Origin of the sequence: Xanthomonas sp. WHRI 10207, from assembly GCF_040202975.1 — a bacterium.
Taxonomy (GTDB): Bacteria; Pseudomonadota; Gammaproteobacteria; order Xanthomonadales; family Xanthomonadaceae; genus Xanthomonas.
This window is the reverse complement of record NZ_JBEGDX010000003.1, coordinates 476249-499514: the sequence shown is the minus strand read 5'-3', so window position 1 is coordinate 499514 and position 23266 is coordinate 476249. Positions and strand designations below refer to the sequence as shown.

General features: G+C 59.8%; 6 protein-coding genes and 3 pseudogenes. 2 read left to right on the top strand and 7 right to left on the bottom strand.

What is annotated here, in order from left to right:
• Positions 1 to 84: 84 nt before the first annotated feature.
• The 4 genes and pseudogenes from ABQU90_RS12620 to ABQU90_RS12605 all read right to left on the bottom strand — a co-directional run.
• A complete protein-coding gene (locus ABQU90_RS12620; RefSeq protein ID WP_349775720.1) occupies positions 85 to 15093 on the bottom strand; it encodes an SDR family NAD(P)-dependent oxidoreductase in 15009 nt (5002 codons plus the stop codon).
• A 505-nt stretch (positions 15094 to 15598) separates the two neighbouring features.
• Positions 15599 to 16146: pseudogene (locus ABQU90_RS12615) on the bottom strand (integrase core domain-containing protein); the annotation flags it as partial.
• Between the two features lie 14 nt (positions 16147 to 16160).
• Positions 16161 to 17281, bottom strand: a protein-coding gene (locus ABQU90_RS12610) for an IS3 family transposase (protein WP_323522792.1) whose coding sequence is annotated in 2 segments (ribosomal slippage) — positions 16161 to 17023 and positions 17023 to 17281 — 1122 coding nt in all. Because the reading frame shifts where the segments join, the coding sequence is not laid out codon by codon here.
• A 73-nt stretch (positions 17282 to 17354) separates the two neighbouring features.
• Positions 17355 to 18067 (bottom strand): annotated as a pseudogene (locus ABQU90_RS12605) (transposase); the annotation flags it as partial.
• A gap of 534 nt (positions 18068 to 18601) precedes the next feature.
• Here ABQU90_RS12605 and ABQU90_RS12600 point away from each other — a divergent pair.
• Positions 18602 to 19285: an acyl-homoserine-lactone synthase gene (locus ABQU90_RS12600; RefSeq protein WP_323522791.1), complete on the top strand. Its 684-nt coding sequence runs from the start codon at positions 18602 to 18604 to the stop codon at positions 19283 to 19285.
• Between the two features lie 24 nt (positions 19286 to 19309).
• Here the strand turns inward: ABQU90_RS12600 and ABQU90_RS12595 are convergent, their stop codons facing one another.
• Positions 19310 to 20074 (bottom strand): helix-turn-helix transcriptional regulator, encoded by a 765-nt coding sequence (locus ABQU90_RS12595; protein ID WP_323522790.1) that lies wholly within the window; start codon positions 20072 to 20074, stop codon positions 19310 to 19312.
• 553 nt (positions 20075 to 20627) lie between these two features.
• Between ABQU90_RS12595 and ABQU90_RS12590 the strand changes: the two are divergent.
• Positions 20628 to 20835 (top strand): annotated as a pseudogene (locus tag ABQU90_RS12590) (transposase); the annotation flags it as partial.
• A 251-nt stretch (positions 20836 to 21086) separates the two neighbouring features.
• Here ABQU90_RS12590 and ABQU90_RS12585 read toward each other — a convergent pair.
• Together ABQU90_RS12585 and ABQU90_RS12580 are read right to left on the bottom strand one after the other, a co-directional pair.
• Positions 21087 to 22310 carry a tyrosine-type recombinase/integrase gene (locus ABQU90_RS12585; RefSeq protein WP_323522789.1) on the bottom strand — a complete coding sequence of 408 codons (1224 nt, stop codon included), beginning with the start codon at positions 22308 to 22310 and terminating at the stop codon, positions 21087 to 21089.
• 187 nt (positions 22311 to 22497) lie between these two features.
• Positions 22498 to 23262: an SIMPL domain-containing protein gene (locus ABQU90_RS12580; RefSeq protein ID WP_323522788.1), complete on the bottom strand. Its 765-nt coding sequence runs from the start codon at positions 23260 to 23262 to the stop codon at positions 22498 to 22500.
• Positions 23263 to 23266 lie beyond the last annotated feature (4 nt).

The following is a 23266-nucleotide window of genomic DNA, read 5'->3' as shown; positions in this document are numbered from 1 at the left end:
TGCCTCATCGATCCATCCTCAATTCCGGACGCACAGCGCAGCATGTGCGCCTCGCCCCGGTCACCTTTCGTTTCGCGCCGCCGGTCATTTGGCGAGAGCCTCGACATCGCCGGACGCCGCGCGCAGCGTGCTGCGCAACTGACCGACCGACAGATCGCCGCCAAGAAAGCGCTCCAGCAGACCGGCGGCCTCGCCAGTCGGCGCATCGCGCGTTGGCAGCGCACGCACGGCGTGACCGATCTCGCCGAACTGCCGCCCGAATGCGGCGACCAGGCTGGCGACCGGCGCGTCCAGATCGCGCAGCATCGCGCCGGTCAGTTCGACGATCAGTTGCGGAAGTTTCTGCATCTTCTCGTGCTCGAACAGCGCACGGCTGTACGAGTGGAAGATGTACAGACGTCCATCGATCCGCAGGAACTGGAAGAACATCGAAGCGAGCGGCTGGTCGAGGAAGTGGATGCGGCGCTGCTCGAGCACCGCATCCATGTACGTGGACACGCCGTGCTCGCCTGCGACACTGACGTTCGCCGTATCGATATCCGCGCTGTCCAACACGACATCGCCGACCATCGCCGTGTACCCGGCATAACCGTCCAGACCAACGATCTGTAGCAGTTCCGTCGCTGGAATCCGCGCATGTTGCAACCCGGTCAGCAGGGTTCGGCGCACCGCGTACAAGGTGTCGAGCACGCTTTGCCGCGCGTCGATCTCGAACGGCACGAACGCGACGTTCGAGAAGTCGCCCAGACATGCGGCCAACGCAGCGCGATCGCGCTGGTTGTGGATCACCTGCAGCACCGGACGATCGTTGCCGAAGAACTCGCGCAACACGACAGCCAGCACTGCCGCGAACAGCTGCGGATACGAAATGCCGTGCTCCCTGCTCAGTGTCGAGATCCGATCGCCAAGCTCGGGCGACACAGACACGATCTGGTTCACCGCGAGCTTGCGCGACGACGGCGCCGATGCGATGTCGTCGCGATACGGCAAGCGCATGGCGACATCGACGCCGGACAGCGAGTTGCGCCAGTACGCACGGTGCACCTCGGCGTCGGCCCCGCCCGCATCGTGTTGACGAAGCGCGTACAGCCAGTATTGGTCGCGTTGCGCATAGGCGTCGGCGCGTACTGCTTCCTGGCCATCGAGGCTTTCGTACAGCGCCATCAACTGCGAGAACAGCAGGCCCGGCGTGAACGCGTCCGCGTGTGCGTGATGCGCAACCACACCAAGATGGAACGCACCGTCTGTTTCTGTAAGCCACATCCGAATGGCCGAGCCGCCGTGTTCCTCCAGCATCTGGTGACTGCGGCAGCTCTGGATGAACTGATAGAAGGCCTGACGGCTGCTTGTCGAGATCAGATCAAGCGACACGCATACCAGTTCCGACACGCATTGCGCATAACCGTCGCCAACCTTCACGTAACGCGTGCGCAGCAGGTCCTGCTGCCGCGCGAGCAGGGTCAATGCATGCTGCAGCCGTTCGAAATCGACGGCGACGGCATGCAGGCGGAACACGTGGAACACGTTCCAGGCAGTGTTGTCCATCCGCTCGGTCAGATACAGGTTGCGCGCCTGCTCTTGCGACAGCGGCGCCCACAAGCGTCCGGGTACGAGCGCGCCAAGGCTCGCCGCGACCGCGTCGTGGGGAAAGTGCCGCAGGTGCGCGTCGATGTCGACCGAGCGCGTGGCCAGCAGCACCGCCTTGTCGGTATCGCGGAACACCGCGATGCCCGCGTCGAGCATATACGACAGCACCAGATGCCGGTCGATCTGAGGCTCCGGCGCCGACGCTTGCGGTGGCAACGCGAAACTCGCCACGCTGGTCGGCGCACGCAGCGCCGCGAGCCGTTCGCCAAACCACGGGTACTGGACCATCGGCAGCGTCATCGCCACCGGATCGGATGTTCTCTCGCGCCCGCCGTCCGGCGGTGAGAACGCACCGAGCCCGTTCAAATACTCGACCAGTTCCGCCGGCGTACGTCGGTCTAGCAGGTCGACGAGTTGCACCTCGACGCCCATCTGCTCGTTGATCGCCGACAGCAACCGCATGCTCATCAGCGAATCGAAGCCCATCGTGCTCCAGTTCGTATCGGCGCGCAACGCGTCGGGTTGGTCGCCCGTGATCGCCGCGACCTGCCGCAGCAACCAGCGTTCCGGCCGTTCGGCTGCCGGCTCCTCCGGTGCGAGGGGCGCCGCGATCGCCTGCGACAGTAACCAATGGCGGGTCCGCTCGAACGGATAGGCGGGCAGCGACAGTGGCGCCAGATCGCTCGCGGCGAATCCGCGCCGAGCGTCGAACGCGACATCGTGCACATACCAGCGAGCGGCATGCGCGAGCGGCAACGCGTCCTGCCCTGTGTTGAACTCCGCGGCATCGCGGCGCAGTGCCGAAAGGCGCGCTTGATCGGCCGCCGACTCCGCATCGCCCGACGCCGAGTCGAGATTCGTCAGCACGTCGGGATCGGCCTCATTTGCGAGGAACCGCGCCAGCAAGGTCTCGGTGTGCAAGCGATCGCGCACGCGCAGCGCGCACCGATAACGGAAGTGATTGCGCCGCAACAATAGGTTCGCGGAGAGCTGCGCGAGCGACCATGGCGGCGCCGGCGTGGCGCTTACGTAATCGAGCAGATCGCGGCAGCGCTGCCGCAGCGCGTCGACCGTGGGCGCGGAGATCGCCAGCAGCACCGGCTCCGGTCGCGCGGACGATGCCGTGAAAGCGGCGGGCGGCGCTTCGGACACAACCAGATGGACGTTGATGCCGGTCGCACTGTACGAGCTGACACCCGCGCGACGCGCCACGCCCGCCTGACGCGGCCACGCCCGGACGCGCGTTGGAAGCTCGAACGTGTCACCGTCGCTGCCGGCGATCGCCGTCGCGGGATCGATGTTCGCGGTCGGTAGCAGCGTGTCGCGATGAAGCGCAAGGATCACCTTCAGCAGATGTGCGATTCCGGAGGCGGCAAACGAATGACCGACGTTGTTCTCGACGGTGCCGAGCACCAGCCGCTGCGTGGAGCGCTCACCGAACACTTTCCGCAGTCCTTGCAGTTCGACCTTGTCGCCGAGTGACGAACCGCTCGCGTTGGCCTCGAAGAAGCCGATCGAATCGGGATCGATGCCGAAGCTCCGATAGGTGGACGTCAGCAGATCCGCCTGCGCGACGGCGCTCGGTGCCGCGATGCCCTGGGTCCGGCCATTGTGGTTGCTGCCCCACGCATCGAGGACGGCGTAGATACGGTCGCCGTCGCGCTCGGCCGCATCGAGTGGCTTCAACACCATCGTGCCGACCGCCTCTCCGGGCAGCATGCCGGTCGTACCGGAGAGCAGTGCGGCACCATGTTCCGTGTCGCTCAGCAGGCGGTAGTAATGGCTGGTCGCGATCAGGTTGCGCGTCGAATACACCATCGCGCCGCCCGCGATCGCGATCTCGCACTGACCGAGCCGCAGGCTGTCGCATGCATGCCGAATCGCCATCAGCGACGATGCGCAGCCCGCATCGATCGCCATCGTCGGCCCGGTCAGATTCATGTGATACGCAACGCGGCCAGGCAGCGTCGATTGCGAGACCTGCGGCGCGATGCCGAGTACGGTCTGGACGTGCAGGTTGTAGTCGCCGCCGCTGCCGGTGAACACCCCCCAGTTCGAGCCGGCGAGTCGATCGGACACGAGACCGGCATCCTCGACGGCGCGCCACGCCTCCTGCAGGAACAACCGCTCGGCCGGCTCCATCAGTTGCGCCTCGTTCGGGCTCAGATGGAAGAACGCATTGTCGAACTCGTCGATGCGCTCGAACAGGCAACCGTAGTCCGTCGCGCCGTCCGCCGAGGCGAAGCGCCCGGCCGGCGCCGCGCGAATCAGGCTCTCGCCCGCAGACAGCACGCGCCAGAACGCATCGACGTCCTCGGCACCCGGAAACCGCGCCGACAGGCCGATCACAGCGACCCGAAACGCGCCCGGTCCGGCGCTGGTCGCCGGCGCCGCGGCTGGCGCCTGTGCGACGATCGGCGCGCTGTCGGCGGGCGTCGCATGTTGCGCCGCGGCCGGGTGCATGCGATGCATCGACGCGAGCACGGGACCGATGACTTCCTCATTGCCGATGCCCTGGCTGCAGAGCTGGAAATGGTCGTCGCCGCCCACGATCACGGTGCGAACCTGCGGCATCTTCTCGACCCATGTATCGAGCAGGGGAATCATCGATCCGTGCACGCGCTGCAGCTTGTACAGATAGTTCGGGTTGTAGACCTCGTCGGACGTCGCCTTGGCGGTCTCGGTACGAAACATCAGGATCTCGACCTCGTCCGGCCGCGCGAGCGGTTGCCAGCGGTATTCGCGCATGCTGCGCAAATTGTTTCGGTGCGTGTCGGACATCGACCGCAGGCGCAGGCGCAGGATATCCGCCGCCTGGCGAACGCCCCGCTCGACGATGAGCGCGACGAGGCTCGCCTCGACCTGGTCGGCATCGAGCGCTGCGCCGTCGTCGATCCGCAAATCGGACTCGGTGATCACGAGATCTTCCCATTTGACGATCCCGGCCCTCTTGCGCTGCCGGAATGCCGGATCGAGATGCAGCATTGCGATCATCAGGAAGTTCGCGTTGGTCAACCAGTTCTGCAGCTCGTCGAGCGCGAAGATTTCCTCGTCGCGTTGGTCGGTGATGAGTGGCGTCTCGAGCATGAACACCGACTTCACGTGCTTGCCCGCGTGTTGCAGTACGCGCGCAACCTCGTAGGCGACGACCCCACCCATCGACGCACCCATCACGTAATACGGTCCGACCGGATCGATCGCCTGGATCACCTCGGCGTAGTACTCCGCCATCTCGCAGGCGTCGGCGCACAAAAGCCGTTTCGTCAGGAAACCCCGCGCTTTGATACCCACCGCGCGGCAGCGTGTGCCGACCGCCGTGACCAGCCTGCCGAACATCGCGACGTCGCCGGACGCCGGATGCAGGCAGAACAACAATGGGCCCTCCCCCTCGGTCTGGAGCGGCACCGCTTCTTCATAGGTGCGGCCGTAGCGGCGCAGGTTTTGCTGCAGTTCCGCCTGACCGAGCCATGCCGGCGGCGAATCGGCAAGCGCCGCGGTGTCGGCCCGCCGGAGCACAGCGAGATGGCCGGCGAGCGCGACGATCGACGGATGATCGAACAGTACTGTCTCTTCGAGATCCAGGCCCAGTCTCGCCGAGAGTTCGCGGACGAAACCGACCATCCGGATCGAATCGACGCCCAGCTCGAAGAACGTCACGTCGTTGTCGAGGATCTCCGTTTCCGGGTACTGCAGGATCGTTCTGACCAGCTCCTTCAGTTGCCGCAAGACCGCATCGGTCACCGGTGCGGCCGTCTCGACGCGCGTCCGGCCGGCCGTCGCGAGCGCGACCGGCGCACTGCGACCGGCAGCACCGTCATCCATCCCGGTAGCGCGGTCCACGGTGGCCGCGCGCAAGCGCGCAACGTGTTCGCAGAACCTGGAGATGGTCGGGTAATCGAACAGCACCGTCTCGTCGAGGTCGACTGAGAGCCGGTCCGCGATTCCGCTTACGAACGGCACCATCCGGATCGAGTCGATGCCGAGTTCGAAGAACGTCGCCCCGTCGTCGATCGCATCGGCCTTGTCGAAACCCAGTAGCGCACCTATCGCATCTTTCACCTCGGCGACGATCTCGCGCAACGTCGCCTCGGGCGACACAGGTGCAGGCGATGCTGAGGGCGAAGCCGCGGGTCTCGACGCGGCCTCGTTGCGCTGCGCGGATGCCGCGGGCGAGTACGCGGCCACTTCCGGTTCGACCGGCGCCGAGGCTGAGCCCGTGCGCCCACTTACGCCCGGCGCATGCGCTGGCGCGCGCCAATAGTCGCGCGTTTCGAACGGGTATGCGGGCAGCGCGAGCGGCGCGCCATGCGCGTTCGTCCACGCGCTGCCGTACGCATCGGACCAGTCCACATTCTGCCCGTCCACCCACGCCTGCAACGCCACCTCCAGCCGCATCTGCGCATGCACGGACGCCACAGGCAGCGTGGCATCCCTTTCGCCAGACGTCGGTGGCTCGCCCGACGCCATTGCGCGCAACCGGCCCATCAGCTCCCGGCGGCTCGTGACGACACAGCCGGTGCGCACCTTCATCGCCTCGCGGCCCTCGTGCAGCGTATAGGCGATGTCCTCCAACCGATGCTCGGGATATGCAGCGAGATGATCGTGCAGATCGGCGGCGACGCGCTTCAAGGCCTCTGCGGTGCGCGCGGACAGCGCGATCGCGACGACGGCGTTGGCGGTGCGATCCGCAGGTGCATCCACTCGGTCCGGCGCCTGCTCGACCACCATCGCCGCGTAGGTGCCGCCTGCACCCGCAGCCGTGATCAGGCATTTGCGCGGGCCGGCCTGCGCCGGCCAGGGTTCGTAACGCGTGACAAGTCGCAACCCGCTATCGGCGAGCAGATCGCTGTCCAGCGATGTCTCGTCCACGAGTGTCGGGGCGAGCGCGCGGTGCCTGAGCTGCGCGACGACCTTGCTGAGTTGCGCAATGCCGGCGGCGGCTTCCGGATGGCCGATGTTCGGCTTGACCGAGCCGATCGCGCATGGCTGCGTCCGCGTGCGGAACACGTTCTTCAACGCGCCCCACTCGATGGCGTCGCCCATGCTCGATCCGTTCGCAGCGGATTCGACGTAGGCGATGTCGTCGACGTGATTGCCCGAGCGTTCGATGACCTGAAGAATCAGCGTCTCCTGTTGCGCGAGGCTCGGCGCGGTATAGCCATGCGTACGCCCGCTGTGGCTGACGCCTGTCGCCGTGATGACCGCGTCGATCCGGTCGCCGTCGGCGAGCGCCGCGTCGAGGCGCTTCAGAACGACCGCGCCGACCGCCTCGCCGGGGATGAAGCCGTTGCCTTCCATCGCGAAGCAGCGCACCTGCGCGTCGTCGCTCAGCATGTCGAGCCGTTCCAGCGCGAGGTAATCGTTCGGATGCAGATGTAGATTGACGCCGGCCGCAATCGCAAGCTCTGCCTCGCCATGCTGCAGATACCGGCACGCGTGATGGATCGCCGTCAACGACGACGTGCACATGGTGTCGAATGCGATGCTCGGGCCGCGCAGGTCGAGGAAATACGACACGCGGTTAGCCATGTTCGCAAACGAGGTCGACGTGACGGTCTCGCGTGCGTCGGCGCCGCCGGATGGCACGGCGGCGCCCGAGGAGAAGTGATTGAAACCGCTCTTGGTTGCGCCGACGCAGACCGCGACATTGCGCCCGTGCCGCGCATTGAGCCGCTGGCGCGTGTAGCCGCTACTTTCGAGCGCTGCCCAGCTCGCCATCAGCACCAGCCGCTCCTGCGGGTCGATCGAATACGCGTCGATGGGCGCGATCTGGAAGAAGACCGGATCGAACTGCGCGAAATCGTCGAGGAACGCGCCCTTGCGGCCGCGCAGCAGCGGATGCACGTCGCTCTCCGGGTCCGCCTGCGGACCGTACCAGCGGCGCACCGGCAGCTCGCCGATCTCGCTCGATTCGGTCTTTAGACGGCGCCAAAACGCCTCGAACGACGGCGCGTTCGGGTAGCGACCGCCGATACCGATGATGGCGATCGGCTGTTCGCGCGGAGGGTCGGCATCGCGCATAGCCGGCGTGTTGGCTGCGCTGCGCATCGCAGGATGCACTGGCGGCCGGGCGGCCGGCGCATCCGCCGGCTGTATCAGCCGCGCCGGCTCTGCCGCGGAGCGCGTCGCGAGCGCCGGCACCGCCGGTTCGCTCATCGCATGCGCGGGCACAAAGCGGTCGGCGGGAATATCCTGAATGCGGATCTGCTCTGCCAGATAGCCGGCGAGCGCCTCGAGCGTCGGATATTCGTAGAACAGCGTCCTCGGCAGCTGGCGGAAGCTCCCGGCCAGCACCTTGTTCAACTTCGCGAGCATGATCGAATCGAGACCGAGCTCCGACAGTGGCCGATGCGGGTCGATCGCCGAGGCATCGAGTTTCGTAGCGTCGCCGAGCACACGCTTCAGATACGGATACAGATCGGCCGCGGCCAACACCGAGGGCGCCAGAGTGAGCGCAGACGGCGCCACCGGCTGGCGACCGCCCCTCTCCGCTGGCTGCCGGCGCGCCGACGCGGCCAGCAGACGAGCGACCTCGTCCTCGATACCGGTCCCGACGAACACTTGATGCGCGTCCGAGCCAAGCGCACGATCGAGCGCCCGCATTCCGGCGTCGTTCGAGATCGACGCAAGGCCGTGCTGTTCGTGCAACAGCGTCGCTAGCTCGCGGTCCAGCGTCATTCCGCCGTCCCGCCACAACGGCCAGTTGATCGACACGGTCCGACCCGAGCGCGCACCTGCGCGCACCTGCGCGGCGCGGCGATGTGCGAACGCATCCATAAACGCATTGGCCGTCGCATAGTCGGCCTGGCCAGAATTGCCGAGCACGCCCGAAATCGACGAGAACAAGGCGACGAACGCAAGCGGCTGGTTCCGCGTCGCCCAGTCAAGATTCAGCGCGCCGGCGACCTTCGGCGTCAGGACCGCGCGGAAGTCCTCCTCGGACTTGTGCATCAGAAATGCGTCGCGGACGATGCCCGCGCAATGGATCACACCGTGAATCGGCCCCAGCGACGCGCAAATCTCCTCGACGCACTCCGCAAGCGCGCGGCGGTCGCCAACATCGACGCGCCGGTATGCGACCCGTACCCCTTCGGCGCGCAGCGCGTCGATCCGGTGGCCCTGCGACGAACGCATCAAGTCGGCCTCGTCGCGACGCGCGAGCAGGACGATCGTCGCGTCGCGATCGTGCGCGCCGATCCATCTGGCACACGGCAGCGCAAGTGCCCCCGATCCACCGGTGATCAGGTACGCGCGCGGCGCACCGGCGGAGACGACAAGCCCGTCGAAGAACGGCCCGATTGCCGGCGTCAACGGCTGCCATGCGCGTACGCACCGTTGCGGACAATAGCGGACCGCTACGTCGCGGCCAGCGCGCATTTCGTCATGCAGAACATCGAGCCATGCGGCCGCAGCCGGCGCCTCGTCCAATACTATGCATTGCGCCGACAGATTCGGATTTTCCTGCCCCGCCGTCTTCAGCAGCGCCGCGAGTCCGTCCAAGGTTTCGCTGTCTGCGCCGGCCGCCGTCACCTGCACGAGCACTGGCTCGTGCAGACCGTGCAAGAGCCGCTCGCGCAGCGACGCGAACAGCGCGGCTGCGTGGTCGGCAAATGCGGTGTCCTCCGGCTGTACAGGCGGCAAGAACTGCACGGTCGCGTCGGTTGCGCCGAGCGCGGCGCGCAGCGCAACACTCGCGACGGTGTCGAGCCCGCAGAACACGATATGGCGCGCGCCGCTACGCGCCGGCAAGCGCGCCTCGGTGGGCAGATCCTCACGGACCCATGCCGGCGTGAACAACGACGCGTCGCCATCGGCGGAGGCAACGGAGGCCGGAGCCGGCTTCGCGGCAAGTCCTGCAGGCGCATACGTGTGTTCGAGCCAGTGCGGACGTCCGCGGAACGGATAGGTCGGTAGACTGATCCGCACCGGCGGGGTCGGGGCATGCAGCTCCTCCCACGGCAGGGTGAAACCGTGCAACCACAGTTGCGCAATCCGATGATGGTCGTGCTCACGAGCCCATTTCCGGAGCAGCTCGAGCATGTCCGGCTGGCGGTCGAGAAAATCGCCGAGTACATTGCGCTCGGCCGTGCTGCCGCACAGCCAGCACGGGTCTGCGCCAGCGCCTGCCGCGAATCGCTCAAGCGCATCGAGCAGCGTGCTCCGCCCGTCGACGATGAAGACGACGCGGTGGTCCAAGTGTTGACGGCCGATCTGCAGCGTGTAGGCGATCGAGCCGACATCGCACGCGATCGCGTCGACACGCAGCAGATGTTCGCGCAGACGATGGGCGATGAGCGGCAAAAGCTCTGCCCGATGCGCGGACAACGGCACCAGATGGCGCGTCGCGCCGCCAGGTGTGCGCGCCGCACGCGCGGGCCACGCCTCCAGCACCACGTGCGCATTCGAGCCGCCCGCGCCAAAGTTGCTGATACACGCGGCGACCGTCCCTTCGGCCTCACGCTCGGACCAATCGCCGAGTGTGCGCTGTACCTCGAAGCCAGCCGCCGCGAAATCGATCGCTGGGTTGCCCTGCTCAGAGGTCAGCGTCGGCGCCCATTGGCGATGGCGGAACTGCAGCAGCACCTTGCTCAGGCTCGCAAGGAACGCGTTCGATTCGCCGTGGCCGACGTTCGCCTTTACAGATCCGATGCGCCGTACGCTCTCGCCGCCGATTTCGCGGAATGCGCGGCTGAGTGCGCTGACCTCGATCGGATCGCCGAGCGCGGTGCCGGTGCCGTGCGCCTCGACGTACGCGATACCTGGTGCCGGCACGCGCGATGCGCGCAGTACGCTCGCGATCAGGCCAGCCTGCGCGTTCGGATTCGGCACGGTGAAGCCGTTGGTCTTGCCGCCGCTGTTGATCGACGACGCTTTTACGATCGCGTAGATGTTGTCGCCATCGGCAGTTGCGCGCGACAGCGGCTTCAGCAGTACCGCGCCGACGCCTTCGCCGAGCAGCGTGCCGTCGGCGTGCTGCCCGAACGGCGTGCAGCTGCCGCTGTCCGACAGCATGCCCGTCTGCGAGTACTGGATCAGGCGACTCGGATGCAGGATTAGGTTCACGCCACCGACGATCGCTGACTCGCAATTACCATCGCGGATCGACCGGCAAGCGAGATGGAACGCGGTGCCCGACGACGCGCAGGCCGCGTCGATCGCCATGCTCGGCCCGGTGAGGTCGAAGTGGTACGACACGCGATTCGCGATCTGGTAGTAGTCGGTGTGGCGGTACTGCTCGGGATGCTGCAAAGCATGCAGATTTGCGTACATCGCATAGTCGTTCGACAGCACGCCGACAAACACGCCAGTCGAGCGATCGAGTGTATGCCGCGTATAGCCGGCATCCTCCAACAGCCCCCAAACGACCTGCAGGAACAAGCGCTGCTGCGGGTCCATTAACTCGGCTTCCTTCGGCGTGATGCCGAACAGCTCTGCCTCGAAGCGCTCGATTCCGTCTAGATAGCCGGCACGGTCCATGTAACCGTGCAGCGTCGATGCAATGCCCGGGAACGCGCGATCGATCAGCTGCCGGCGCGCTTCGGGCATCGGCACGATCCGGCACTCGCCGGTCTGCAGCAATTGCCAGAACGCGTTCATGTCGTCGGCGCCCGGATAGATGCCGTGCAAGCCAACGATCGCGATGTCCTCGCGGGTACCGTCGCTCTCGTTCGCTTCAGCATGGTCGGCCGGCGCCCGCCGCGACGTGTTGGACGCCGCCGGCGCAGTGGGAGTTGCGGCCGGATGTGCAGTTTCATGTGCAGCGCCAGGCACGCTCGTGCTGTAATCGGTGATCAATGCGCGTACGGCGCTGTGCAGGGTACGATGCTCGAACAGGAAGGCCGGCGCGAGGCCCGGTACGAGCTTGGCAAGTTCGACAGTCAGGTTCACTACGTCGATCGACTCGAGACCGTATCGCTCGAGTTCCTCGTATTCGTCGATCGTGTCGGGACCGATACCTAGCACGCGCGCGTAGCGCGCCTTGACTTCACGCATCAGTGCCGCCTCGCGCTCCGCCTCGCGGCCAACCACGCCCATCGCCATACGCTGGTCGGCTGCAGCGACAGTCGCACCGGCAATCGGCTGCACGTCCGCTTGCATGGCACCGAACGCGATCGCCTCAACGCCGGACACGCGGATATCGTCGAATGCCAGGTTCATACGTTCCGCGATCTTCCCGTAGTCTACGTCGTGCGTCAGACGCCGTTCGTTTACGATGAATGGCGGCCGATGCTCGGCCGGCGCGTCATCGCTGCCCTCCTGCTGTGCCAGATATGCCTGCCGATCGAGCACGGCGCGCAAAGTCTCGCGATCGAACAGGTAGCGGCTAGGCGTGGCCTCCGCACCATCGCCGGAGACAATCTCCTGTGGCGCGATTTTGTCCAGAAATTGCCGGAACGGCGTGTTTTTCCTGGTAGCCGCAAACGCAACATGGACCTGCCCGACGCCGGTCTCCTCAGCGATTTCGATGAGCCGCTGCATCACCCGGTCTTCCACGGTTCGGCCGAGCACTCGGCAACTGAGTAGGAACGATTCGACGTAGAGGCACGACGGTTCGAGTCGATACGCGACGAATCCCGTCGTACCGTAGTCACCGAATCGGTCGACAACGTCGATCACGAGCAGATGCCATGCGTCGTCGCGCATCATCGCAATGACTTCCGACCGGTCACGCCGGATCGTGGTGTTGTTGAACTGGTTCGTGCGCAGCGTCAGCTGCGACGCGCGATCCACCATCTCCGGCGTCATCGGTTTGATCGCAACGTGCAGATTCAGTCCTTCGATGAAACCGCGGAACGACTCGGCGGACTCTCGGAACCTTTCACGTTGCGATTGCTCACGATACATCTGAGTGCGCGCACTGTCCTCGCGGGTCAAGGTCAACTGGTCGAACACCCACAGAAGCCCCGTCCACTGCGACAGAGGAACCTCGCTCTGCGTCGTGCAGATCGTCAGCACTTCGGACGCATTGGCCCGAACCTCCGCGCACTCCAGCGGGTTGTCGTCGAAAAACACGAAGCTGTTCAAGCCAAGATCGAGTTCGCCTGCGAGCGCACGGAGATTGCTGGATTTCGGCAGCCAGTTGATCTTCGCAGCGGCGATATCGTCGCGCGTGAGCACCATGTCCGGATGCTGGTCGAATACGTGCCAGACGTCCTCCTCGCGATTCTTGCTGCAAAGACACAAAATGAAACCCCGGCCTAGCAGATCCTTCATCGAGCGCTGGAACCCGCGCATCTGTTCGTCGATCACGAGATTGCGGACGTCGTTCTCCTCGCCGCAAACCCCCTTCCACAACGTGTTGTCGCAGTCGAGCACCACCACCTTCGCTGTCTGCTGACGCTTTGCGTTTAGCATGCGCACGGCCAGCGCCGCCAGAAAGCGGAAATAGCTCTGCACATACGGGATATGCGCGATCCGGTTACGCTGGGCGTCGTCGATCCGACCGGGGTCGATGTCGTGGATCGCGTGATAATCTCGCGCAAATACGGTCATCAGGTTCGGCAGTTCGATCGCGAGGGCCGCAAACTGCGCATAGACCGCCTCGAGCAAGGCCGGAGCACCCGGATCGGCCGGATCTAGGCGCGGATCGGGACAGACGATCAGCAGTTGCGTTGCGCGACTGCGCTTGGCAAAGCCGCGCAACGCAGCGACGAACTCATCGGCGATCTGATGAACGAACGCCTCCTCGCCGGACAGATTGAGGCCGCTGTCGCGCCAGCAGGCATCGCGCTCGTATAGCCAGTCCGACACGCGCACATACAGCAGGTTGGCCGTACCCTCGGCCGTGTTCAACGTACTGTCCGGGCTCACCAGATCCTGCATCATCCGGTTGTAGCCAGTCTGCCGAACTGCGTGCTGACCGGGCAGGCATGCCAGCCATCCGTCGAATTCATCGAGCATCGCATCGAGCGTGAAGTTGCCGGTCAACATCAGCACCGACACCGCAACCGCCGCAGCTTTATCGGAGAAATTCGTCAGCAGACAATGCCGCTCATCCATCGTCGACAGCACGTTTACGATCCGCATCGCAACCTCGTCTGGCGCCTGCGCGTTCAGTATTCGCGTCGGCGTGTTGCTCATCTCGGTCAACAGGTTCGACGGACGCACGACGAGCGTGCGGACCGACGGTTCGGCGTCGGCAAGCTCCCGCACGCGCGCTTCTGTCTGTCGCTTTAAGTCAACGTAATGCGCATACCCCGCCGGCGAGGTGTCGACCATTTCCGAAGAGATCGCCACGCATGTACCGCCACTTGCCGCGAGCAGAGTTGAGAATGCACTGAGCGGCGCATCAATGAGATGCAAATTGCGCTTGACGTAGTTGGCTCGGTAAAGTAAGGATGACGCGTCTTCATCCACCCTTGAGGGAGGTTCGCAAGCATTGCAAACCAGGATGTCAAGCCGTTGGTGTTTCGCAGACAGCTCAGCTTCTACAGAGGCAAGCCAAGTGCTGTCTCCGGCATTGCCATGAAGCAGTGTCACAGATAGACCATGCTCCTCTAGGTCGCGAGCTACTTCACGTGCTTGATCACCGCTATCTCGGTAATTTAGATAAACGTGTGCGCCCAATACAGCAAGACTTCGAACAAGCGCTGAGCCAAGTCCCCGCCCTCCTCCTGTAACGAACGCAATCTTGCCTGAAAGAAGATGGGTCTCTGAGCTCTCAAGCGCAGCGATGTAATTTCGGACTGGTAAATCAGTTATTTTCTTTCTAACGAACGATCGGAGCTCTCCCCGTGCGAATGTTGATTGCGTGTCATCTACCAACAATTGCGTTTCTAACAATCCATAATCTCGATTAAAGTGTTGCGTCGATAGAATATATTTGAAATAACCACCTTGCGATCCTCGCTCGAAATTTAAGCTCAACCCAGAAAATATCGCCCGCTCCCCAGGCAGTTTCATACCGGTCAGGTAACTTGTAAGTGCAAGCATGTCAATTAACGCTGAACCATACCGCTTGACTGCACTTTTATAAAATTTACCAAGTCCTGTCGACGCATAGCTACCAGTCATCGCCACGCCAGCATTGAGCACAGCGTCGTCGTAGTCGCAGATATCAGAAGCCTCTTTAATATATTCCTGCTGCTGCCCAGCAGGTTCATACTTAAGCTGGCTTAGAACAGCTTGCCCGTTATCATCTCCGATCAGCCAATAAATTTCGACTTGTATTAGGACCCGCCTTCCTTCCCGCACGGAAAACCTGCAGAAGCCTTCGCTTTCTAGATCGACTGTGCAGGAGTAATTACGATTCACATAGAGAGGATTTTTAAATTTGACTTTAAGCGTACCCAGCCTCCCTACCAATGTAATATTTATTCGTTCGAGTGCTGCTAAAACTCCCATCACACCGGGTACAATGCAGGCGCCAAAGGAAGATCGCTTCCCATATTGAGGATCTATATGAAGTGGGTTGATATCCCCGCTTAAGAGCGAGAACAGGTCAACTTCTTCTTGACTAAAAGCAAATGATTCATCTAATGGCGGAACTAATGATGCAGTTTCCATGGGAAATTTTACCTTTGCGAGCCACGGAATGTTCTTAAACGAATTTTAGAAATTCTTGTAAGAAATTAATGAGGTCAACTGGCGACACCATCGTTAACCAAATCAACCTTCTCAACATCCCGTAAAATTCCTAGATTCTTCGCTTTATATTTCTTGCTATGCTTATATAAAATGGCATCATTAGACCCCCCCCGCACTTTTGTCTACTAGCAATTGGAAGCTAATATGATGCTCTTGTTTTTTCTTATGTACGTCCTATGTGTTTCTATTTTTTTATTTTTTTCTATAACAGCACTAAAAAAATCGAGGAACTCCAAGCCTAGAATCGACCAAGAATGTGAAGAGAAATATAGATTTATTTGCGCGCTACGGTATCTTTTTAGAGAAGCAACGAGATGTGGATATTTTGATGCTGCCAAACACCTGAAACGCGCGCTTGATAGTATGCGTTGATGTCCTGCCTAGCGGCTTACTTATCTATATGTCGACTCCCCGCAATTCAATGTCAGCTAAAGCTAGGGGTCTGCGGTTGATGTTGATCACGGAACTCGGCGGGCGTTAGCCCGCCCAGGCTGTCGTGCGGGATCTGCTGGTTGTAGTCGGCAAGCCAGTGTTCGGCCTGTTCGCGAACCTCGCTCAGTGTGCGGAAGAGATGCATGTCCAGCACGCCGCGCCGGTAGCTGCCGTTGAAGCGTTCGATAAAACCGTTCTGAATCGGACGCCCCGGCTCGATGAAGTCCAGGGCGATGCCCTTGCGCTCAGCCCACTCGGCCAATTCGGACAACAGCGCAATAACATCATTATCCCGATCGGGACGACGCTGATAGCGCATCGTCGAGCGCGCCACGCCAACCACCGAACAGGCCCAGCGCTCGCTCCAGCCATGCTGCTCGACGAGCCAGGCAAGAAGCGGGCGCTTGTCCGCCGGGTCTACAACTTTTTTGCGATGACATCTTTGAGTGCATGGTTTTCCATCGCGAGCTCGGCATACATGCGTTTGAGCTTGCTGTGCTCGGTCTCCAGGTCGCGAAGGCGCTGCACATCAGCTGCCTCCGTAAGCTCCCCCGTCAAGCAGGCACTTCAAAAGTAGAGCTTTCGGCGTGCTTGTTGCGGCACTCGACCGGGGTCATTCCGCCGAGCGAATCATGGGATCTTGCTTCGTTGTAGTCGATCATCCACCAGTGGGCGGCTTCGCGCACATCGTCGAGGCAGGCGAAGAAATTCAGGTCGAGCACTTCCTCGCGGAACGTGCGATTGAAGCGCTCAATGAAGGCATTCTGATTTGGCTTTCCCGGCTGGATGTACTGCAGTGCGACGCCATTCGTCTTGAGCCAGCTGGTGAACGCTTCGCCTAGGAACTCGGGGCCGTTGTCCGAGCGCACCACCTGCGGCAAGCCATGATCGCGTTTGATCTGCTCGAACACACGCACAAGCCGTTGCGAGTTGATCGAGGTGTCAACCTCGATGTGCAGCGCCTCGCGATTGAAGTCATCCACCACGTTGAAGGTGCGAAAGCGTCGTCCGCATGCCAGCGCATCGCTCATGAAGTCGACCGACCAGACCGTGTCTGGCAGCCTCGGCACGTAGAGCGGCACCCGCTCACGCTTGGGAAGGCGACGCTTTGCAGCGCGGCGTAGGTTGAGCTTCATGGCCTTGTAAACGCGATAGATGCGTTTGGGATTCCAGCCTGGTTGCTGCTTGCGAAGGTAGTCGCTGCACTTCCAGAAGCCACGACTGGGGTGCGCTTCAACGTAACGCGCGATCTCGGCAATCAGCTCGGCATCGCGCACCGTCCAGTCCAGAGGCGGTGCGTACCAGGCGGCACGCGACAGCCCGACGCGTGCACAGGACCGGCGCAACGGCCGCGCGTGGACCTCGATAAGGAACCGCACCGCCTCGCGCTTACGCGCCGGCCCTAGAGTTTTTTTGCGATCAGGTCCTTCATTGCCGCATTGTCGAGCGCCAACTCGGCGTACATCCGTTTGAGCTTGGCGTTCTCGGACTCGAGCTCCTTGACCCGCAGCAGCTCGGACGCCTCCAAGCCGCCGTACTTGCTCTTCCACTGGTAATAGGTCGCCGTGCTGATGCCGACCTGGCGACGGCGACAGATGTCTTTGACTGGAACGCCTGCGTCGGCCTGCTTGAGCGTGGCGATGATCTGTGTCTCGGTGAACTTCGATGTGCGCATGGAACCTCCTGACTTGGGAACGATGCCAGAAAGATCTACTTATGCGGTGTCTGCCGATCGGGGGAGCTTACGCGATCGCCAAGGCTTCCCGGCTGAAGTCATCAATGATATTGAACGTGCGGAAACGCCGACCATCCCACAGCGCATCGGACATGAAGTCGATTGACCATCCGGGACTGGGCCGTTGTCCGCACACCAGCGGCTGTGGATGGCGCGTCGGGACCCGGCGCCTGCTGCGACGACGTTGATTGAGCTTCATCAGGCAATACACGCGCCACACCCTTTTGTGATTCCACACATGCCCACGACGGCGGATGAGTTGAAACAGCTTTCCAAAACCACGCTCGGGAAAGCGCTCGGCCAATTCGGACAACAGCGCAATGACCTCCTCATCGCGATCGGGACGGCGCCGATAGTGCGCTGTCGAGCGCGCCACGCCAACGACTGAACAAGCCCGGCGCTCGCTCCAGCCGTGCTGCTCGACGAGCCAGGCAAGAAGCGGGCGTTTGTGCGCCGGGTCTACAGCCTTTTTGCGATGACATCCTTGAATGCATGGTTTTCCATCGCGAGCTCGGCGTACATGCGTTTGAACTTGCTGTGCTCGGTCTCCAGGTCGCGAAGGCGCTGCATATCAGCTGCCTCCATGCCACCGTACTTGGACTTCCAGACGTAGTACGTCGCGTCGGAAATACCCAGCTCACGGCACACATCCTTGACTTGGCGGCCGCCCTCAACCTGCTTCAGCGTGGCGACAATCTGGCTCTCGGTGAACTTGCTCTTGCGCATCGTTGGTCTCCTCGGGGGCTAGTGTGCCCGGAGACCTCTAGTGATGGATGGATCAATTTTACGGGGGGCTGACAAATACAGTCCTGCAGCTGGGCTGATAGTGGGCCCGACATATGCGTTTTACCGAACTGATAGAGCGGCTGAACATCGGCCGTGATTTGCCGATCCAGATGCACAGTGGCGATCCGGCGGCAACGAGCACACTAACGATCTACTTCGCCAGCTCCTGTCCAAAGGGGCGGACCTAGCCACCATCAGCCAGAAGTATCTAAACCACATCACGTTACTGATGAACGCGCATCCACCGACAATCACCGGTATGGAATACACCCAGGGAGGCGGTGGAAAAATAACTCGCGCCGATCAAATCATGCATTGCACTTGAATCTTTAGATCGCCTTACCGTGCGGTTAGATGCACGCGCGACATAGGGCACCCGGTAATTTTACCTGCCCATCAAAGCAGTTATTTCCCCAGATTCAATCTCTCGCCAAATGATTAATCATTTTTTTAATCATTGGATGAGAATTATAAATGATATTTTTATTAAAAAACCATAGTTCCGAAACGCATAATCATTTATTTGAGTCTTTTCTTGAACTTCGCCATGATATTTTCATTAAAAAGCTAGGCTGGCGCATCCCGACGGCGAACGACAAAATAGAACAGGATAAATTTGATAACGATCAAGCTATTTATTTAATGATAAATAATAGCCGGGGCCAAGTGGTTGCAGGTGCCCGTCTAATTCCAACGTCTACTCCCGGAATTATAGATATGTTCCCGGAACTGATTGATGCTAATTCACCGAGGTCTTCTCGAACTTTTGAAATAACCCGTTTTGCCATTGACCAGCGCAAGGATCGCATAAGAGACAACTTAGATCTTCGAGCTTCTTTACTATGGGGCATTCAAGCTACAGCGCTGGCTATCGGTGCCGATAAACTTGTCTCAGTAACTTATCTCCATCTAGAAAGTATGCTGACTAAAACGGGTTACTCATTTAGACGACTTGGTCAAATACATGAAATTGATGGTGTGCCGACCGTGGCACTTGAGCATGAAGTTTCAGTAAAAATCCTAAACGATTGCCGCAATCAAATCCGATCCAGCGAGGTACGCCAAAATATTCGACTTCACTGCATTGGCAATCAAGATCAGCACCACGGCAGCATTATCCATTCACCACCTGCTGTAGAGCAATCCCTTCATGACTAAAATTCAGCGCTAACCAGAGAAATGTTATAACTCAATTAATCCTAATATTATTGCTTTCACGACTGCATGAGCTCGATTTTCAGAATAAAGTTTCTCTCTTGCAGTTTCCGTGTAAAAATCCACGCTTTTCTTTGAAATTTCTAGTATTTGCGCTATCTCAGCGGCTGTTTTACCCTTCGCAATCCAGGTCAACACATCCACCTCTCTGGAAGATAACAGTGTCTTTCTGCGAGATGAAATTTCTTTCATCGATTGGCCAAATAGAATTTTCCTAGCCCTATGGTGAAAACATTGCGCAAGTATATATATTTCGGAAATTGATGAAATTAATCTTTCCTTTTCCGCCAGCCCCTGCGGCACAAGACTAATCGCAACTGATTCCCCAAACTCGGCTAATAGAGGAAATGTAATTCCACTTGATAAACCAACGCCACGCGCCTCCATCATGACGCCCGCCTGCCTTTTACTTAATCCACTTAGATCTTTTATGTTATCCCAATCAACAAAACCTGATTTCGAAGATAACAATTCAATTACCGGATCAATAGTATCGTATTTTTCCCAGAAATAATACGACAACCAATCTTGGGGATAATTCGTTATTAAAAAACGCTGAGAATCAGACGCCAGATGGCTGTGAGATATGAGTGGACTTATTCGATGGATATTATAGGCGAAAAATCTTACGCCGTAGGCTAACAGGTACTTTTCGAACTTTTCTTGCAAGTCCTTTTTGTCGTTACAGGCTTCCACTTCCTCTATAAAACTTCGAATAAGATCATTTAGCATTCCAATCCTTATCTAGGTCGTGCAGCAGGTCTACTATTCAATTACAGTAGACGTCAAGATGCATGTATCTACCAAGCTGATAATTGCCACATCGTTGAGATAAGTCAATTCGAATTTACTTACTTTTTGTATAATTGAATCGACATACTTTGTAAGAGCCGGAAAAACTGTTTGTCTCTGATTTATGCAACGACCATCCCAGTTCATTTTGCATGACATCACACAAAAAAGAGGGCGAGAATCAATCTTAATCCGAGCAATAATCTGCCTCGCGGTTTAGACTGCCACCTCGGGGGTATGGTTCCAGGAAGTATGTTACGAAAAAATCCCCTGCTCTACGTTTTTTTGAATTTAGTACTTTCGCTTTATTAATATGCACTGAGCAGACACGTATCGGATCGATTAATGCCAGCCGCGGATAGCGCTGGTATAGCTTAGTGCCTGACTCTGGCTGACGGGTCAAGAGCTCCGATCGGCTATTGAACAACGCCCCCCCCGATTTTAAGAATCGCACTAGTTTGGAGTCCAGTTCTCTACCCCGAGGAAATTGGACGTGAAGAAGCGTTTTTCCGAAGAGCAGATCATCGGCCTCCTGCGCGAGGCGAAGCGGGCGTGGCGATCAAAAACCTTTGCCGGCGCCATGGTTTCAGTAAAGCCTCTTCTGCCTGTGGCGCAGCAAGTTCGGTGGGATAAGCGTGTCCGACGCAAAGCGGCTTAGGCACCTTGATGCCGAGAGCGCGCTATTGAAGAAACTGCTGGCCTAGCAGCTGCTCGATAACGACCTGATCAGGGACGCGCTACTTCAGATAATTCCAAGCGCTGCATTATGCGACGCTGTTCCATACCTCGTTGCACGCGATGTTTCAGCAAATCACTGAGATTCCGATCACGAGCGCTGGTATCGACGCCCCCCCACCCCGAGTAGCGACTGCAGTGGGTGTGCAAGGGTTCGGATGACGCCAGATGATGTGCACTGGGCACCGGCTAACGGCTGTTCCTCAGCACAGTGATTTTAAACCTTATCTAACACATATACCGCTCTCGATATTCTTCTTGCTGGATTCTCAACAAAATCTGCCCATTTTTGCATCATTACTTCTCGTTCGTGCATGTACTCGGCCTGGTTGTAACTCGCCCGAACTTTATTTCGCTCGGCGTGAGCAAGCTGGCGCTCGATGACATCGAGACGAAAGCCCATCTCGTTTAGAAATGTTGATGCCGTTGCGCGGAAGCCATGCGCGGAGAAGCCGATACTGCTTTTTCCGTTAAAGCCCATTCGCTCAAGAGCGCGATTCAACGTGGTGGCGGTCATTGCCTCTTTCGGTGTCCGGTAGTTCGGAAATAGAAAGCCACGTCCACCTGTGTACGTTTGCAATTCCTTCAACAGCTCGATAGCCTGCCTAGATAGCGGAACGACATGCGGTTCGCGCATCTTCATCCTTTCGGCAGGTATCCACCATGTCGTCTGATCAAGATCGAATTCCTGCCACTGCGCGTTGCGCAGTTCCACAGTACGAACGAAGGTCAGTAACATCAAACGCAAGGCAATGACTGTTGTGCGATAGCCACCGTACTTCTCCAGCGCAGCGCCGAACTGCACAATCTGCTCGCGCGACAGGGGCTTATGGTGCTGGACCTTTGGGCGATGAATTGCGCCCCTCAAGGCAGCTGCAGGGTCGTTGTCTGCACGGAGCGTAGCAACCGCATAGCGAAAGATCGCTGAAGACCATTGCCTGACAAGCAAGGCGACAGTGGAGGCTCCACGCTGCTCTACCCGCCTGATGATCTCAAGCAGGTGAGCTGCCGTTACGGTGCGAATCGGCAGCCTGCCGATATGAGGAAAGACATCCGCAGTGAGGAAGTTTTCAACTTGCCGCTGATAGTACGGCGTCCAGCTTCCAGACTTCTTCGAAATCCATTCCTCCGCGATTGCTTCAAACGTATTAGCATTCGCTGCGTGGTTGGATAGCCGCTCCGCTTGACGGCTATGGGCAGGATGAAGCCCCTGTTTTACCAGCGCGCGCACCTTGTCATGCTCGGCGCGCGCAACTGCCAGCGATACCTCCGGATACTCGCCCATGGCATAGACGTTTTCCTTGCTAGCGATACGGTAGCGATAGCGCCACAGCTTTGCCCCGGTGGGCCGCACCTCAAGGTAGAGACCTCCGCCGTCAGTCAACTTGACTGGCTTAACGCCAGGCTTGGCAGTTCTGATTTTTGCGTCGGTCAGCGACATGCGCGGGTATCGGCCTATTGATACCCGCTACGATACCCGCAAATTCACTGGATTACGATGGATCCAAACGAATCACACTGGACAAGAAATGCTTTGAAACCTTTGATACAAAAGGCTTTCCAGGACTCTGGCGGACCATCCTGCACTGCAATGCTAGTTATCGAGCATCAGCAGCATGGCAAGGGACTCATTGCGCGATCAGGAAGACCGCATAGATGTTTTCGGAAATCGTGAGCGAACCCGCCTCCAGCGAATCAACGGTAGCTCCAGCGTCGGCAGCTGGTGCTGGAGGCAACGGCGGCCCGGACACTAGCGATACCTGGACCGGCCAATCGCCAGCTTCGACTCCATAGGAAAATTTCGGCGCGACATCGGAAATCGTATAAAGGCCACGAAGACTGACTCCATACGCCTTCGCGAGTTCGGCGGCAGAAGCACGCGATTGTTCGGCAGCTTGGTGCTTGAGTTGCGCTCGCAGCTGATCTTCCTTGCTGTAAGAGGTCTTGATACCAGACAGTTCCATCTCGCTACTGGTTTTTATTTCGCTCAGGAATTGGCGAACATCCTCCAGCGACTGAAAGCTGCCACCGATACCGCGCTTGACCTCAGTTCCCTCGAAATCACGTCCGCCTTGCTGCGAGTATTTATAGGTAGGCTGGATCTGCAGCGATGAGGCTTCGATGCTGTCCTTAAGCACGTGATGCCTCTTCAGCGCGGTCAAGATGTGCTCTGCAGATGCCTGGACACGCTTTCTGGCAGCTTCCGGCTGCAAATCGACCGCGCGCAGGTTGACGCTCAGCGAGAACCGATCGGGCATCACCTCGCGCTTGGCCTCTCCCTTCACCAGTAGGTGTGGTTGCGACGGTAGCGTATTGATCTGGGCGGCTGCCACGAACGGCAGGGCGAGAAGGCTTGCGAAAATCCAACTGGTCACTCGCTTCGTCGTTCTCATCGTT

Coding starts and splice junctions, on each gene's coding strand:
- ABQU90_RS12620 (WP_349775720.1), bottom strand. CDS start 15,093: ATGGAAACTGCATCATTAGTTCCGCCATTAGATGAATCATTTGCTTTT.
- ABQU90_RS12600 (WP_323522791.1), top strand. CDS start 18,602: ATGATATTTTTATTAAAAAACCATAGTTCCGAAACGCATAATCATTTA.
- ABQU90_RS12595 (WP_323522790.1), bottom strand. CDS start 20,074: ATGCTAAATGATCTTATTCGAAGTTTTATAGAGGAAGTGGAAGCCTGT.
- ABQU90_RS12585 (WP_323522789.1), bottom strand. CDS start 22,310: ATGTCGCTGACCGACGCAAAAATCAGAACTGCCAAGCCTGGCGTTAAG.
- ABQU90_RS12580 (WP_323522788.1), bottom strand. CDS start 23,262: ATGAGAACGACGAAGCGAGTGACCAGTTGGATTTTCGCAAGCCTTCTC.